The 16,716-nt window shown below is 35.8% G+C and carries 12 protein-coding genes; 6 read left to right on the top strand and 6 right to left on the bottom strand.

The genetic code is table 11. From position 1 onward, the window contains the following. Positions 1-351 precede the first annotated feature (351 nt). Positions 352-1,305, top strand: a complete 954-nt coding sequence (locus tag CUC15_RS20620; protein WP_114915965.1) for a methyl-accepting chemotaxis protein — start codon at positions 352-354, stop codon at positions 1,303-1,305. Positions 1,306-1,411: 106 nt separating this feature from the next. Here CUC15_RS20620 and CUC15_RS06980 read toward each other — a convergent pair whose 3' ends face one another. After that, positions 1,412-1,645: a hypothetical protein gene (locus CUC15_RS06980; RefSeq protein ID WP_114915964.1), complete on the bottom strand. Its 234-nt coding sequence runs from the start codon at positions 1,643-1,645 to the stop codon at positions 1,412-1,414. Positions 1,646-1,914: 269 nt separating this feature from the next. On the opposite strand from CUC15_RS06980, the gene CUC15_RS06975 reads away from it, so the two are divergent. The 4 genes from CUC15_RS06975 (at position 1,915) to CUC15_RS06960 (ending at position 6,384) form a co-directional block, all read left to right on the top strand. Then, positions 1,915-2,469 carry a beta-class carbonic anhydrase gene (locus CUC15_RS06975; RefSeq protein ID WP_114915963.1) on the top strand — a complete coding sequence of 185 codons (555 nt, stop codon included), beginning with the start codon at positions 1,915-1,917 and terminating at the stop codon, positions 2,467-2,469. Between the two features lie 146 nt (positions 2,470-2,615). Beyond that, positions 2,616-4,124 carry a spore germination protein gene (locus CUC15_RS06970; RefSeq protein WP_114915962.1) on the top strand — a complete coding sequence of 503 codons (1,509 nt, stop codon included), beginning with the start codon at positions 2,616-2,618 and terminating at the stop codon, positions 4,122-4,124. 8 nt (positions 4,125-4,132) lie between these two features. Next, entirely contained in the window at positions 4,133-5,248 is a 1,116-nt protein-coding gene (locus tag CUC15_RS06965; protein WP_114915961.1) for a GerAB/ArcD/ProY family transporter, read from the top strand. Then, complete coding sequence (locus tag CUC15_RS06960; RefSeq protein ID WP_114915960.1) at positions 5,245-6,384, top strand: Ger(x)C family spore germination protein; 1,140 nt, start codon at positions 5,245-5,247, stop codon at positions 6,382-6,384. Before CUC15_RS06965 ends, CUC15_RS06960 begins: the two co-directional genes overlap by 4 nt. Positions 6,385-6,448: 64 nt before the next feature. Here CUC15_RS06960 and CUC15_RS06955 read toward each other — a convergent pair whose 3' ends face one another. Further along, complete coding sequence (locus CUC15_RS06955) at positions 6,449-7,519, bottom strand: undecaprenyldiphospho-muramoylpentapeptide beta-N-acetylglucosaminyltransferase (protein WP_114915959.1); 1,071 nt, start codon at positions 7,517-7,519, stop codon at positions 6,449-6,451. A gap of 199 nt (positions 7,520-7,718) precedes the next feature. On the opposite strand from CUC15_RS06955, the gene CUC15_RS06950 reads away from it, so the two are divergent. After that, positions 7,719-9,074, top strand: coding sequence for an MATE family efflux transporter (locus CUC15_RS06950; RefSeq protein WP_114915958.1), 1,356 nt, complete (start codon positions 7,719-7,721; stop codon positions 9,072-9,074). A 69-nt stretch (positions 9,075-9,143) separates the two neighbouring features. On the opposite strand, the gene CUC15_RS06945 is transcribed toward CUC15_RS06950, so the two are convergent. From CUC15_RS06945 to CUC15_RS06930, 4 genes are all read right to left on the bottom strand, one after another. Then, positions 9,144-10,331 carry a NupC/NupG family nucleoside CNT transporter gene (locus CUC15_RS06945; RefSeq protein WP_114915957.1) on the bottom strand — a complete coding sequence of 396 codons (1,188 nt, stop codon included), beginning with the start codon at positions 10,329-10,331 and terminating at the stop codon, positions 9,144-9,146. 171 nt (positions 10,332-10,502) lie between these two features. After that, positions 10,503-11,804: an NCS2 family permease gene (locus CUC15_RS06940; protein WP_114918403.1), complete on the bottom strand. Its 1,302-nt coding sequence runs from the start codon at positions 11,802-11,804 to the stop codon at positions 10,503-10,505. A 154-nt stretch (positions 11,805-11,958) separates the two neighbouring features. Then, positions 11,959-13,230: a 2-oxoglutarate dehydrogenase complex dihydrolipoyllysine-residue succinyltransferase gene (odhB, locus tag CUC15_RS06935; protein ID WP_114915956.1), complete on the bottom strand. Its 1,272-nt coding sequence runs from the start codon at positions 13,228-13,230 to the stop codon at positions 11,959-11,961. Continuing rightward, positions 13,217-16,093, bottom strand: coding sequence for a 2-oxoglutarate dehydrogenase E1 component (locus CUC15_RS06930; protein ID WP_242985967.1), 2,877 nt, complete (start codon positions 16,091-16,093; stop codon positions 13,217-13,219). The genes odhB and CUC15_RS06930 overlap by 14 nt, the downstream gene beginning before the upstream one ends. Positions 16,094-16,716 lie beyond the last annotated feature (623 nt).

Genomic DNA, 16,716 nt, shown 5'->3' with positions numbered 1-16,716 from the left:
CGTCTCTAACGTATGCAATCAAAAAATAGGATTTTCAATAACCCCTATTTCTCTCCAACCACAAAAAGTCACAGACAGTTGTGACCTTTAAAAGGAAGAAGAAATTCCCTAGGGTTTTCCTAGCAGATAACATCTTCCTTACCGATAGAGGTCACATTATTTATGAAATTAACTGTTTGATTGCGATATACATTTTCCATTGTAGTGACCTCCCTTCTTTTATCTTCTAAATTATTATAGTATTTTGAAAACGACTAGTCAATATTTTTTTGCAAATTGCTTTACAATTTTATACAATTAGCCGAATATAATACTATAGTCCTATCTAATTTAATTATCGGGGGAAAACAGATGCGAAAAACAAAACAAATTAAAGCACTTGAAGAAGCACTCCTAGAAGCACAACAAAAGATAGATTTTTTGGAACAAGAGAAGGTAAATATAAAACAACAACATAAACAATTTCTAAATGAATTTGAAACAAATTTACTACATACAATCGATCAGCATGAACATGTTAATGGTCAGCATCATCATATAGAAGATCTTGTTTTACAAATAAAACAGCGATTTGACGAAATACAATCCCTTGGACAACAATCCAATGAACATTCTGAGCAATTAGTTGAGAAAGGTAACGAAATTGTATCTAATTATGAGAAGCTTGCCTCTCATAATGGGTATTACTTACAAATTGTCGAACAAAATAAAGTTTTGATGGACAACCTTGAATTGCAAATGACTAATACAGCGACCAGAATGCAGGAGCTTGGTGAACATTCCAACACAATTAGAGAAATTGTCCAAGTTATTAGTGATATTGCAAATCAGACAAATCTGCTTGCTTTAAACGCTTCAATTGAAGCAGCACGTGCTGGAGAACATGGGAAAGGTTTTGCAGTTGTTGCTGCTGAAGTAGGAAAGCTTGCAGAAAGTACAAGAGAAAGCACATCCACTATTGATGAGGTTGCTACTACGATCCAGGAAAAAATTAAAGATGCGGAACAAGGAACAAATGAAAACCAGAAGACCGTCCAAAACTCCACCAAATTTAATAATAAAACTGTCGATATGTTAAATGAGATGAATAGTATTGTAGATAATACGAAGAATATTACAATCAAAGTATTAGAGGATATAAAAAGTCAGCATAACCTTACCAATCAGATGGTCAGTGAGATTAATAGCACGAATGATTCCTTTGCAACGATTAAGCAAACCCTGTTTCAGCATATTGAAGATGCAAGAGCCGTTGATCAACAATTAGCATTCGGGATTTCTGGAATTAATGAGAATACAAAATAAGTCAAAACTTTTGGCAATATTAAGTCTTTTCAGCTTAGAAGAGAATATGCTGTTAGAAATGAGATATTCTCTTCTATTAATCTATTTTTAATAAATAGTATTTTCCTTATACTTTATTTTCTAAATTCCCTTTATAAGGGTGACCCAGGTCTACTAGCTTTACTACTTTTTCAATTGAAACACTAGTAAATATCGCTATTTCTTCAATTGAAACAAGAGGATTTTTATTAATGAAGTTCTGTACTTTATTGTTATCATTCAGGCATACCGAACACATGGTAAATGGACTACTTTTCATCGGTAGATCACATAAACGACAATTCCGAACAAAATCTCCCATTACAACCCCTCCTTTTAAATTATCATCCTATTATATGCTAATCTTCCATTAGAATCAATGTTACTTTTGAATTATTTTGAAAATTTATAACTGACTACTTTTATAAATATGAAAACTCATATTGCGGAGTCAGATAAGAATTATTTTTTATATGCCCGTTTAATTCTATATTAGTGAACTATAAAAAATATCGAAAATTGTCAACATATTTCACTTATTTAATAATATCTGTTATAGTTTTTACATATTAGAAAAAGGGAGTTGATTCAATGCATTTAGAGGAAATGCTAGCATATAATGAGAAATTTGTAGAAAACAAGATGTATGAAGCGTACAAAACGGATACATATCCAAATAAAAAAATGGTCATTTTTACTTGTATGGAATCACGACTAGTGGAATTATTACAACGCGCATTAAATATCGAAAATGGCGACGTTAAAATGGTGAAAAATGCTGGAGCAATTATTCGCAAACCGTTTGACAGCATTATGAAAAGTATTCTAGTTGCTGTGTTCAAACTAAAAGCCGACGAGGTTGTCGTAATCGGTCACCATGATTGTGGAATGTCTCATGTCGATACAGAAGCATTGACTGTAAGTATGACTGAGCGTGGAATCCCAAAAGAAACCATTGATACGCTCACACATGGCGGAATTAATTTACACGAAGAATTTCATGGATTTGATACGGTAGAAGAATCTGTCCTGCAAAGTGTCGAAATCATTCGCAATCATCCACTCCTACCGAAAGAAATTAAAGTTCATGGCCTTGTCATTAATCCAGACACAGGAAAAGTTGATATTGTCACGAAAGAAGATTAAAGATTCACCTCCATTGGTGAATTTTTTTTATGCTTTCTTATCTGCAGAGTAATTGAGAATAAATAATTATTACCACTTGATGTACATAATTCTTGCCTTCTTAATCATAATAATCTTAACGGCTTCATTGTGACTTGGAGGTTCCTATGAGAAAGCGATTTAGAACGAACAAACAAAGCGATAGCATTTTTCCAATTGCTATTGATGAACTTGAACAATTATTACAAGATAACTTTCCTAATAACCCAGACTTGGTTTTTTCTAAGTATCATCATCATGGAAAAAAAATCGCTGTGTTTTATATCTCTTATATGGTCGAAATTGACAAAGTAGAAAATTATTTATTAGAACCATTACTAAGCATGGAAATGGACTGGACAACTCAAACATTATTGAATGAAATACCTGTAAGTTCTGGTAAAACTACTGTCTATTTAGACGATGTATTAAATGGGATACTGTTAGGAAAGGTATTCGTCTACATTGAACAAGAGAAAGAAATTATTGAATATATTTTATCAAATAAGGAGAAACGCAGTTTAGAAAAGGCAGAAACGGAGTCCCTTGTACTTGGTCCTAAAGTTGCCTTTACAGAATCGCTCATAACTAACCTGAATATTATTCGTTGGCGGATTCGTTCTACTGATTTAGTATTAGAAGAAATTAAAGTCGGTAAAAAGATACCACGTGAAGTTCGATTGATTTATATGAAATCCGTCGCAAATGAAACGGATGTCAATACGATGCGACAACGATTACTGGATTTAGACGTTGATGATATTGAAGATAGCGTGGTATTAAGTCAATATATTGAAGACTCCTCATCTAATTTATTTCCACAATTAGATAGTACAGAATTACCGGATAGATTCACATATTCCATTACAAAGGGAAAAGTGGGATTGCTCGTTGAAAATAGTCCATCTGGGATCGTTGCTCCAGCGACCCTATTCAGCTTCTTAGAGTCGACCGAAGATTTGTATATGAAATGGCAAGCGGGATCCTTTTTACGACTTGTCCGTTTTCTAGCAATGTTTTTCTCAATCATCGTTACTCCTGGGTACGTCGCGGTTATTACATATCACTATGAAGTTATGCCTATGCAATTATTGCTGTCTGTCGGTGAGTCGCGTGCCTCCGTTCCCTTTCCACCACTGTTAGAAGCGCTTCTGATAGAATTTATGATTGAACTCTTACGTGAAGCTGGAGCAAGACTACCTACAAAGGTTGGACAAACAATGGGTATTGTAGGCGGTATCGTCATTGGGCAGGCAGCTGTTCAGGCAGGAATAACGAGTAATATTCTTATTATCGTCGTAGCAATGAGTGCACTTGCTTCTTTCACTTCACCAAGCTATTTACTTGGAACGACAATCCGACTTATCCGCTTTCCATTAATATTTTTATCGGGAATACTTGGGTTTATCGGACTTATATTCGGAATCTGTTTATTAATTATTCACCTATTACGTCTAACATCTTTAGGAACACCTTACCTTGCCCCACTTTATCCTTTAAGCTTACAAGATTTTAATAAGGTCTTTTATCGTCTTCCATTTAACATGGATAACAAACGGGCTAAATTCAATCGTCCAAAAGATATCGTTCGATATAGTGCTAAAGAAGCGAAAAGAAAGCGAGACATTGATGAATAGGTGATAATATGGAAATAAATAGTAACATTAAATCCCGATTGCAATTCCCTGCTTTTTATTTATTCTTTATCATTTTTGGTATTCAAACAGGGACCGGAATAATGGGAATTCCAAGTCATATCTTTAAAGAAGCAAAACAGGATTCATGGATCTCGATTTTATTATCACTTGTTTTGTTGATTATCATAACGTCTGTTATGCTTCTAATTCTTAAACAATATAAGAATGCAGATATTTTTGGGATACAAATAGATATATTTGGGAAATGGATTGGTAAATTATTTGGATCTATTTATATTTTATATTTTCTATTAAGTCTACTTTCCATTTTATTGAATTATATTGAAGTAATCAAAGTATTCCTATTTCCAACAACTTCTAATTTTGTAATAGGGTTATTATTCATTTTTTTAATTATTTATTGTGTCCTCGGTGGCATTCATACGATAATCGGTATAACCTTTCTTTTCGTAATTTTAACACAATGGTTTTGGATCTTTTTATATGATCCTATATCAAGAATGGATTGGGATCATTTTATGCCGATGTTTCAAGCTTCTGTTCCAGAGCTTTTGAAAGGAGTAAAAGCAACAACTTTTTCCCTGTCTGGCTTTGAAATATTATTCATTCTTTATCCTTTTATAAAAAACAAGGAAAAAATAAAATTACCTTTGTTTTTAGGTCTAAGTTATACTGTTTTAAGCATATTGCTTGTAACGGTAGTTTCGATTGGCTATTACAGCCGAATGGATCTAGATGAGATTAAGTGGGCAACATTGGGCTTATTCAAAAATGTTTCCTACACGTTTGTTGAACGATTGGATAACTTAATTATCTTTGAGTGGATGATGGTAATTCTACCAAATTTAGTTCTGTTAATGTGGGCAATGACCTATGGGCTAAAGCGGCTTTATAAATTTCCACAAAAAACTTCATTGTATATTACATCTATTGTCATCTTGATTGTTATAAGCTTTGTTGAACATGATAAGCATATTAATATGCTTACTGATTTTGTTGCACAAGTTGGCTTTTGGCTCCTTTTTGCTTATCCATTAATCCTGCTCCCAATCGTACTTATTAAGAAGAAATGGCGAAAACAGCGAGAAGGTGATAAAAAATGAAGGTTAAACTGTGTCTGGTCCTTTTACTAATTTGTCTAACTCTCGTTGGTTGTCTCCCCTCAAAACAAATTGAGAAGTTAGGTGTGATTACAAGTCGTGGCAGCGATCTGACCGAAGATGATGAAATCGAGACAACAGTAATTATTTACCAGTTTACAAGCAAAACTGGTAGAGTTTCAAAGCCCGTTTCTGGAAAGGGAACGACAATAAAAGGTGCTCTAGCAAATGCGAATTTAGAATCAAATTTTGAGTTAGTACCGGGAAAAATAGAGTTAGAATTATTCGGAATGGAACTAGCAAAGAAAGGGATTTTCCCATATCTTGATACATTGAACCGTGACGCAAGACTTCCTGACTCCATGTATCTAGCAATTAGTGATCCAACTGCAAAAGAAATCTTAACGACAAATGAACAAAATATTTCGAATAATATTGGTGAGCATTTACATGGGTTAATCGATGAGAATGCAGCTGATCATCTCCTACCTCGGGTAACGTTACAGAGCTTTTTAAGCAAATATTATGATATAGGGGTTGATCCTGCGCTACCAATTATTGAAGTACAAGGGAATGTACCAAAAATAAAATCAATTGCCATTTTACGCGATGATAAATATGTCGGCGAAATAGAATCGAAATATCTATTACTGTTTCAAATACTCGAAGAAACGGTGAGAAATAAGAAGTTTGAATTAACACTTCCGTTAAAACCATTTGAGAAATTGATAAGAGATAATAATAAGGCTACGAAAAACAGTGATGAATTACATATCGCTATGGGTTTAGTTAAATCAAAAGTAAAATCATCGTTAGTTGATAAACAAAATCGCTTATTCCAGACGAATTTAACGATGGATGTAAATTTACTAGAAACATCAGAGCCAATAGCCCTTAACGATCCGAAGTCACTTTCACTATTAGAAAAAGAAATTGAAAAAAGAATTAAAAATATCGCAAATGAGTCTTTTGCAAAACTTCAAAAAATGGATGCAGACACATTTGGATATGGCAAAATCTATCGTATGCATCAAAAGGATGGTAAGCTGACAGACGAAGAATGGCGGGAAAAATATCCAACAATAAAAGTCGATTTCAACGTAAAAACGACTATCACACGTCATGGTTCTACAGACTGAGATAGAGAAAAATAATGTAAGAAAATCCCATTGTATATTTAGCACAATGGGATTTTAATCATCATTATTTACCTACTTCTTCTAATATCTCGATGACACGATCACGAGCTTTTTCACTTTTATACTTTTTCATATGATCGATCATGATTGAAGCATAATCCTTTAACTGGGTAAGCTCATGAATTAATGATTCATTTGTTAAACTTTCCTCTTCCAGCACTCGCGCATAGCTTTTCTCTACAAATGAATTCGCGTTAATTATTTGGTCTCCACGACTTGCTTCCTTCGACAATGGGATAAGCAGCATCGGGATACGTAAGGCTAGGAACTCAAAGATTGCATTCGATCCTGCCCGTGATAGTACATAATCTGTTGCAGCAAAAATATCTTTTAACTCCTCATTTACATATTCGAACTGAACATAGCCTTTTTCATTGATGGATGAATCCACTTTTTCCTTTCCACAAATATGTATGACCTGGAAGAAGGATAATAGCTCTGGTAAACTCGACCTAACTGTTTCATTAATTTTATGGGATCCGCCACTTCCACCCATGATAAGCAGTACTGGTCTTTCTCTTGTTAAACCAGAAATAGCTAACCCCTTCTCCCTCTTTCCTTGAAAGAGCTCATCGCGAATAACAGCTCCGACATATTCTGCTTTCTTCTCTGGTAAGAAGTTCATCGTTTCTGGAAATGTTGCCAGCACTTTCTTCGCAAATGGAATGGAAAGCTTATTCGCAAGTCCTGGCGTATAGTCTGATTCATGAATGACCACAGGAACACCACGTAGCTTCGCTGCCATCACAACGGGAACAGATACAAACCCACCTTTTGAAAAGATAATCGATGGTTTACGTTTTCCGATAATCCAAAATGCTTGCATTGTCCCCTTCATCACTTTAAAAGGATCCTTTAGATTTTCCTTTGACATATAGCGACGGAGCTTCCCCGTTGAAATTGGATGATAGGTAACACCATCGAGCTGACCAATTAGATCTCGCTCAATTCCATTATGGGAGCCGATATAATCAATTTCCCAACCATTATTTTGATACACTGGTATGAGTGCCAGGTTAACAATTACATGTCCTGCCGTTCCACCACCAGTGAAGAGAATTCGCTTCTTTTTCATATTTCGAACTTCCTTTCTTTCACAAATCCTATATTATTAGAAAACTTGGTTGTCACGAAGCCTTTGGGTGACAACCTTAGTTGCACTTATGTAGTAAGAAAGTTTTTGAACTTTTTTAACTACCAAGTTATAATATTCTTTATGCTAATGGATTACTCTCTCTATCCTATTAGAAAATACTAGAAAAAGGAAGAGCATCATGTATGAAACTACGTCGATAAAACAAAAAATACAATTATTTATCACCATTTTAATACCAATACTCATTACACAAGTCAGCTTAAATTTAATGACGTTTTTTGATACTGTTATGTCTGGACGTTTTGGTGCAATAGATTTAGCCGGCGTTGCAATTGGCTCAAGTCTATGGATTCCTATTTCTACAGCAATAAATGGAGTCCTTTTAGCGATTACACCAATTATTGCGCAATTAACTGGGGCAAAAGAAACAAGTAAAATCACAAAAAATATACACCAAGGTATTTACTTATCGATTGCAATAGCACTTATTGTTATCATAATTGGTGCTTTACTACTTAGTCCAGTATTAAATATGATGGAACTTGAAAGTGAAGTTCGCCATGTTGCTAAATACTATCTTATTTCTCTTGGAGCTGGAATTATACCACTTTTCATCTTTAATACCCTTCGTAACTTTATGGATGCACTTGGCCAAACCCGAATTTCGATGATTATTATGTTAATCTCTTTACCAATTAATATTGTATTTAATTATATTCTTATTTTTGGAAAGCTAGGCTTACCAGCATTTGGTGGGATTGGTTCTGGTATTGCCACCGCAATTACTTATTGGCTTGTTTGCTTTATTGCATTGCTAATAATTAAACACCTTCACCCATTTCGGAGCTATAATATATTTTCTAATTGGACAAAACCCCAATTAAAGGCTTGGTGGGGGCAATTAAAAATTGGTCTTCCTATCGGACTTGCAATGTTTTTCGAAACAAGTATCTTCTCCGCTGTCACAATCTTTATGAGTGTCTATAGCACTTATACGATTGCAGCACACCAAGCAGCAATGAATTTTGCAAGCTTATTATATATGGTTCCCCTAAGTGTTGGAATGGCTTTGACAATTGTGATTGGCTTTGAAGTTGGAGCAAAACGCTATAAAGAAGCACGCACCTATAGCTACATTGGGATAAGTGGTTCTATCTTTATTGCAATCCTCAATGGTGCAGTATTATTTGTATTAAAAGAGCCTGTTGCTGCACTTTATAATTCGGACCCTAAAGTGATTCAGCTAACAACAGAATTTATAGTATTTGCGACTTTTTACCAGTTAGCAGATGCCTTTGGCGCGCCAATTCAAGGTGCATTAAGAGGCTATAAAGATGTAAACATGACACTTGTTATTGCACTCGTTTCCTATTGGTTAATCGGCTTACCAACAGGATGGATCCTAGCAAATTACACGGCATTAGAGCCATTTGGTTATTGGGTTGGAATTATTACTGGATTGAGCTGTGGTGCAATTGCTTTACTATGGAGACTGCTTTATTTACAGAAGATATATAAGAAAACCAGGGCTTAGCCTTCGGTGATTATAAAATAAGCCAAGAATTAAAAGCGAGGGGAATTGAGTCCCCTCGCTTTTTTCATTTTATAGGAAAAGCCCTACTACTGTAGCAGATAAAATTGATGTTAAGATCCCACTAATTAGGAGTTTTAATCCAAATCCTGATACAATAGCAGCCTTCTCGTTATCAATACCTTTTACTGTTCCTGCCATAATACCAATCGAAGAGAAGTTTGCAAAGCTTGTTAAGAATACTGTTAATATCCCAACCGTTTTTTCTGACAAAGTACCAAGCAATGGCTGTAGTTCAAGCATTGCAACAAACTCATTTGTAACGAGTTTAGTTCCCATAATAGAACCAGCCTGCAATACTTCACTAGGCGCAATCCCCATCAAAATACCAATAGGTGCAAATATATATCCTAGTATTTGCTGAAGTGTTACCCCAGCGAATACTAGCTGAATAAGCCAGTTAACCAACTCTAGAGATGCAATAAATGCCATAATCATTGCTGCAACAATTAATGCAATTTTTCCACCTTCAAGTGCACCATTACCCATTGCTTCGAAGAGACTTTTATCGTCGGAAACATCGCTAATGTCCACCTTGTCCTCTTCTTTTGGTACTTTAACTGGAGCAATTACAGATGAAACCATTAATGCACTAAACATATTTAATGGCAATGCCACTAAAATATAATTTGCAGGTAACATTTGCAAATAAGAACCAATAATCGAAGCAGAAACTGAGTTCATTGCCGACGCACTTACGATAAATAATCGGTTTGCAGTTAAATGATGAAATTGGGATCGAATCGCGATTAATGCTTCTGACTGACCAAAGAAAATACTATTTACACCATTAAAGGATTCAATCTTCGGTAATCCAGTAACTTTAGAGACAATTCCGCCTAAATATTTAATAATAAATGGCAGGATCTTTAAATATGTTAGTACAGAAAGTAACGTTGCAAAAAAGATAATCAATAGTAATACATTGAAGAAGAATACGCCGCCTTCTCCTACTTCTATTCCACCGAGAATAAAGTTTATCCCCGCTCTACCAAACTCAATTAATTTATTAAATAAAGCAGAAATACCATTTATAATTGCTTGTCCAATCGTTGTTGAAAACATAAACCATGTAATTAACAGCTGTAATACGAGCATAATTCCAAGGCTTTTAAAATTTACGTTCTTCTTGTCATTTGACAATAAATATGAAATACCTAGTGTGACGATTATTGCGAGTGCTCCTAGTAAAATACCCAAGCATATAGCCTCCCTATGATTCAAACTAATATAAAAATTAGGTTAATGTAATCTAGTTTAGCTATACCCTATTCTTACAATTTCTATCATAAGTTTACTCCATTAATGGATAATAACTTATGATATGGCAAGTGAGTAAATTCGACTCTTACCATTTGTGCTATCGTAATGTTAACTCATCGGAAAGAAAATCATTTGAATGATAAAGATGACAGCAAAAACATACAATATCCAGTGCACTTCCTTACCTTTTCCAGATACTAATTTTAAGATTGGGTACGTGATAAACCCAACTGATATTCCGGTTGCAATACTAGAAGTAAGTGGCATCAATAGAATCACGATAAAAGCTGGAAATGCTTCATCAAACGATTTCCAATTAATTTTAGCTAGACCCTGCATCATAAAACTACCGACTATGATTAGAACCGGGGCTGTTATTGCCGGCACATTGGCAACCGCACTAATGATTGGCGTAAAGAAAATCGACACCCCGAACAGAACAGCTACGACAATAGATGTTAAACCCGTTCTCCCGCCTGCTCCAACACCTGATGTTGATTCGATATATGCAGTGGAAGGACTTGTACCAAACATTGAACCTACCGTAGTTGCTGTGGCATCAGCTAAAAGCGCCTGTTTTGCACGTGGCATTTTACCATCCTTCATATATCCTGCTTGCTCGGCAACACCAATCATTGTTCCAGTGGTATCAAATAAAGTGACTAATAAAAAGGCAATAATAACCGTATAGAGTCCATTTGTGAATACACCGGTGATATCCATATCAAAGAAAACAGGTGTGGGTGGTGATGAGACAATTCCTTCAAAGTTCAGCTGCCCCGTAAACAAGGCAATAATTGCTGTTAGTAGCATACCGAAGAATAATGCCCCTTTTATATTTAGAACATAAAGAATCAATGTAATAAAAAGTCCTACAATTGTTAGGACTATCATTGGGTCAGTAATATTGCCTAACCCTATAATATTCGCACTATTAGGTATGATTAATCCTGAATTTCTCAAACCAACAAAGGCAATGAATAAGCCAATTCCAGCAGTAATGCCGTATTTAAGTGAAGCAGGAATCGATTGTATTAATACTTCTCGTAGTTTAGTAAAGCTTAACAATAAAAATATTATCCCAGCTAGGAATACCGCTCCTAAAACGACCTGATACGAAATACCCTGTGTAGCGACTACACTAGCAAAATATGCATTTAATCCCATTCCCGGAGCAATCGCGATCGGATAATTAGCAAATAGTCCCATCATTAATGTTCCAACAACAGCCGATATCACAGTGGCCATAAATACTTGATCAAATGGTATCCCAGCACTTGATAATATTGCTGGGTTAACGAAGACGATGTAAACCATTGTCATAAATGTAGTTAGCCCCGCTAACAATTCTGTTTGGATATTCGTATTATTTTCTCTTAATTTAAAGAATCCTTTCACACTAAACACCATACTTTCCGAATTTAAATAATCAACCTTATCTATATTATTCGTTTTTCTTCTGTTTTGCAATGAACGAATAGTTAAATCAGGAAAATAATTTTGCAATAAAAATAGAACCTCAATCTTAATCTAGCAAATTGAGGTTCTATCATTTTTCTAATTATTAACCTTCTAATAATAAATCAGTAGGATCTTCTAACATTTGTTTGATTCGTACCAAGAAACTAACCGCTTCTTTTCCATCAACAATTCGATGGTCATAGGACACTGCCAAATACATCATCGGGCGAACTTCGATGGAATCATCTGGCATGACAACTGCACGTTTGACAATATTATGCATTCCAAGAATACCAACCTGTGGTGCATTTAGAATTGGGGTAGACATCATTGATCCGAATGTACCACCATTCGTAATCGTAAATGATCCACCTTGTAAATCACCTAATGCAAGTTTATTATCACGAGCCTTTTCACCGAGGTTAGCGATTTCTTTCTCTACCCCAGCGAATGTAAGCCGATCTGCATCACGAACTACTGGGACAACTAAACCATCATCCGTTGATACTGCAATCCCAATATCATAGAATTTCTTGATGACAAGTTCATTTCCTTGAATTTCCGCATTAAGTAGTGGGAATTCTTTCAGCGCACCAACAACTGCTTTTGTAAAGAAGGACATAAATCCAAGCTTCACACCATGTTTTTTGATGAAATTCTCTTTTCTTTCACTGCGCAGCTTCATAATTGCTGACATATCTACTTCATTAAATGTTGTCAGCATTGCAGCCTGTTGTTGTACATTTACTAGGTTCTTCGCGATTGTTTGACGTCTGCGTGTCATTTTTACACGTTCTACAGGCTTTTCAAATTCTGTACGTTCTGGATTACCTGTTTCTTCTTTTTTAACTTGCTTCGTTTCTTTTTTATTATTTGCAGCTGAAGCGTGTGCTTCTACATCGTCAGGTCGCACGCGACCTAGTGGATCACGTGGGCTAATTGCACTTAAATCAATATTTAGCTCACGTGCGCGTTTTCTTGCTGCTGGTGTGGCGATAATATCCCCTTTATTCCCACTATCTTCTTGTTTTTCAGCTGTATTTACTTTTTCTTCTTTTGCCTCAGTTGCAGGGGATTCTTTTACTTCTTCTTTAGCTGTTTCTACTTCTTTATCTGATGCTGCTACGCTTCCAGATGTTACGTTTTCATCAAGCTTGGCAATTACATCACCGACTTGAACATCCTCGCCTTCTCCCTGGATAATTTCTGTGATGATGCCTGTAAAATCAGAATTAACTTCTACGTTAACTTTATCCGTTTCTAGTTCAACGATTGCGTCACCTTTCTCAATTTTATCTCCCTTTTGAACTAACCATTCTGCAATTGTACCTTCTGTGATAGATTCTGCGAGTTCTGGTATTTTAATTTCCTGCACTTGAATTTCCCCCTTCTGAAAACTTGATTGCTTGTTGTATTATTAGATTTTGTTCAAATTTATGGACATTTGGTAAACCCGTAGCTGGAGCAGATCGGTCTGGACGCCCAATATAACGCAATTTTTGACCATCTGTTATAAGCTCCTGTAAATAATCATCCACAAAATCCCATGCACCCATATTCTTCGGTTCTTCTTGTACCCAAACGATTTCTTCTATATTTGGCAATTCTTTAAGTACCTTTTCTAATTCATCTTTTGGAAACGGGTAAATTTGTTCAAGACGTAATGCACGTAACCAATCATAATTTTCTCCTGAGTTTTCAATTACTTCTTCAATTTCAACCATTACTTTACCACTGCCAATTAATAACCTTTTTGCGCTATCCTTATTAATTTCTAAGTTTGGCTGATTCTTTAATGGTTCAAATTTTCCATCTGTAAATTCTTCTGCAGCTGAAGAAACCCGAGTATTCCTAATTAAACTACTCTTCGGCGTCATTACAATCAATGGTCTTGCTTCATCATGGCCGCCCATTGCCGCCTGTCTGCGAATCAAGTGGAAGAATTGGGCAGATGATGATGGATAAGCAATGATTAAATTATTCTCTGCAGCCATTTGTAAATATCTTTCTAATCTTGCACTGGAATGCTCTGGCCCTTGACCCTCATAGCCATGTGGTAAAAGAACAATCAAGTTGGATTTATCTCCCCACTTTGCTCTTGCTGCACCAATAAATTGATCAAAAATGATTTGCGCAACGTTGGCGAAATCACCAAATTGTGCTTCCCAAATCACGAGAGTTTCTGGTGATTGAATACTATAGCCATATTCAAAGCCTAGCACCGCTACTTCTGATAAAGGACTGTTACGAATTTCAAATGATGCTTTTGCTTCATCCAGCCCATGAAGTGGTACATATTTTTGACCTGTTATCGTATCATTCAGCACAGCGTGGCGATGCGCAAACGTACCACGTTCTGAATCTTGACCGGTGAACCGGATTGGGATGCCATCTTTTATAATCGATGCATATGCTAATGCTTCTCCTGTTCCCCAGTCCGCTTTATTCCCTTCGTCAAACGCAGCTTCACGACGTTTTAAGATTTTTTCTGTTTTTTTGAATCCATTGAAGCCTTCAGGTCGTTTCAATAAACCTTCATTTAAATCCTTTAATGATTCTAAATCAATTGCCGTTTCGTATATATCAAGATCGCTTAATAACTCTTTCGGCATATTTAAAACTTCTGTTTCAACCGTCTCATTTTCCTTCATACTCGTATAGATATGACGTAATTCATTTTCTACACTTTCCTCTAATTCCTGTAAATGATTCGTGTTGATTATATTTCTTTCCTCAAGCGCTGTGGCAAATACCTTCGTCACGGGTGGATGATTATCGATTTCTTGATATAACTTAGGCTGAGTAGTTCTTGGTTCATCCATTTCATTATGACCAAAGCGACGATATCCAACTAGATCAATAAGAAAGTCTTTATTGAATTTTTTCCGGTATTCATACGCAATCTTGATTGCTGAAATACAGGAAATAGGATCATCAGCATTCACACGAATAATTGGGATTTCAAATCCTTTTGCCAAGTCACTCGCATAACGAGTAGAACGACCATCCTCCCGGTCTGTCGTATACCCTAAAAGATTATTCGCGATAATATGAACGGTTCCTCCAGTATTGTAACCTGGTAAACCGCTGAGATTGAGTGTCTCTGCAACAACACCCTCACCAATAAATGCAGCATCCCCGTGAATTACTACACAAAATGCTTTATTGACATCTCTTACAGGATTCCCTCTTTGTGAGCGATCGTCTTGAGCAGCCCGTGTAAATCCTTCAACAACTGGATTAACAAACTCCAAATGGGATGGATTATGTGCAAGGGTAATTCTTGTAGTCTCATCGCCTTCCTTCACTTCTCGTTTAGCACCAAAGTGATATTTCACATCTCCGGTCCATCCATAATTAATACCTCTTGACCCTTCTGAAGGAATTAATTCTTTGTTCGGTGAACTATGGAATTCGGAAAAGATTCGATCGTACGGCTTTCCTAAAACATGTGCAAGTACTGCTAAACGACCACGATGAGCCATCCCCATCATGATATTTTCCACTTTGTCAGTAATCGCATCGTTCACGATTTGATCAAGCATTGGCACCATAACTTCTAGCCCTTGAATTGAAAATCGCTTCTGTCCGACAAAGGTTTTTTGTAAAAAGGTTTCAAATCCTTCGACATGCACTAAACGCTCTAAAATTCGTTTTCGAACATCAGGTGACAACTCTAGCCGTGCTTTTCCTGATTCAATTAATTCAAATAACCATGCACGTTCTTCATCATTATTCACATGGTCATATTCAAAGGTAATTGTACCTGTATAATATTTCTTCAATGTGTTAACAACATCTAGGCCATTCTCAACTTCACTTGGTGCTTTCTCCCAAAGCCATGTTGCTGGAATACTCTTTAAGTCGCTCTCTGTTAATCCATAATTTGCAGGATCAATTGCTTTTGTTTCACCCGTCTCCTTATACTCACCAACTGGATAAATATCTGCATCCAGATGACCGAAACGTCGAATAGCCTCAACAAGTTTCAATGCTGAGGTAAGCTTTTTTACATTATTTATTGTGAATGTGTTAACTGTTTCGGAAGTATTTTGGACAATATGGTTTTGATTCATCCATTCAGGTGCACCATATGTATCAAATATTTCTTTGATTGAAGCCTCAACAGCATCTGGATTCTGTCTGTATAAATCGTATTGTTGTTCAATATACCCCTTGTTCTGTCCATAAAACTGTTCCCAGAATCTTTCAGTAGATTCTCCAAATTCTACTACCACGATGTCTACCTCCATAAAGTCATTTCCCGTTATGTAAACGGTTAATATTTACATAAATCCTATAAACTGCCCTTACAACTACTAATATACCTTATTTTCAGATTGTGTTCAATATTTGTATAAGAAAAGAATTATTCTAATTTTCCTATATTTCCCCAATTCTAAATTCAATAGCTATTTTCATATTTATTTATTCACTTTAACTATATTATTCGTTATAATGAGGGTATTATTGTAGTTAAGAAGGTATTAACATACTTACTACATAAGTTCAACTGAGTTAGTCACCGAAGGCTTGGCAACCACCAAGTATTCTAATCAAAATGCTTTAATACATATCAATTTATAGGGAGGACTTACGGATGAAACTAGCGTTAATATTTGGCGTTATTATTACATTTATCATTGCAGATTTTACTTCCGGCTATGAAGCAAAACCAGGGGTTCCTAAGAAAAATCAATAAAGTTAGACTACACTATCATCATTAATGACCAAAAGGCCACCAAGCTTGTATAAACTAGCTTGGTGGCCTTTGTATTGGGCTGCGATAAACTTAGTATGACTACGTGGCATATCGTATTGTCCTAAGGTTCGCTGCTGTCCGGAGCAGAAATCAATGTTG

It is taken from the genome of Oceanobacillus zhaokaii (genome assembly GCF_003352005.1).
Taxonomy (GTDB): Bacteria; Bacillota; Bacilli; order Bacillales; family Amphibacillaceae; genus Oceanobacillus; species Oceanobacillus zhaokaii.
The sequence above is the reverse complement of the archived record's forward strand: the minus strand, read 5'-3'. Positions and strand labels throughout refer to the sequence as shown.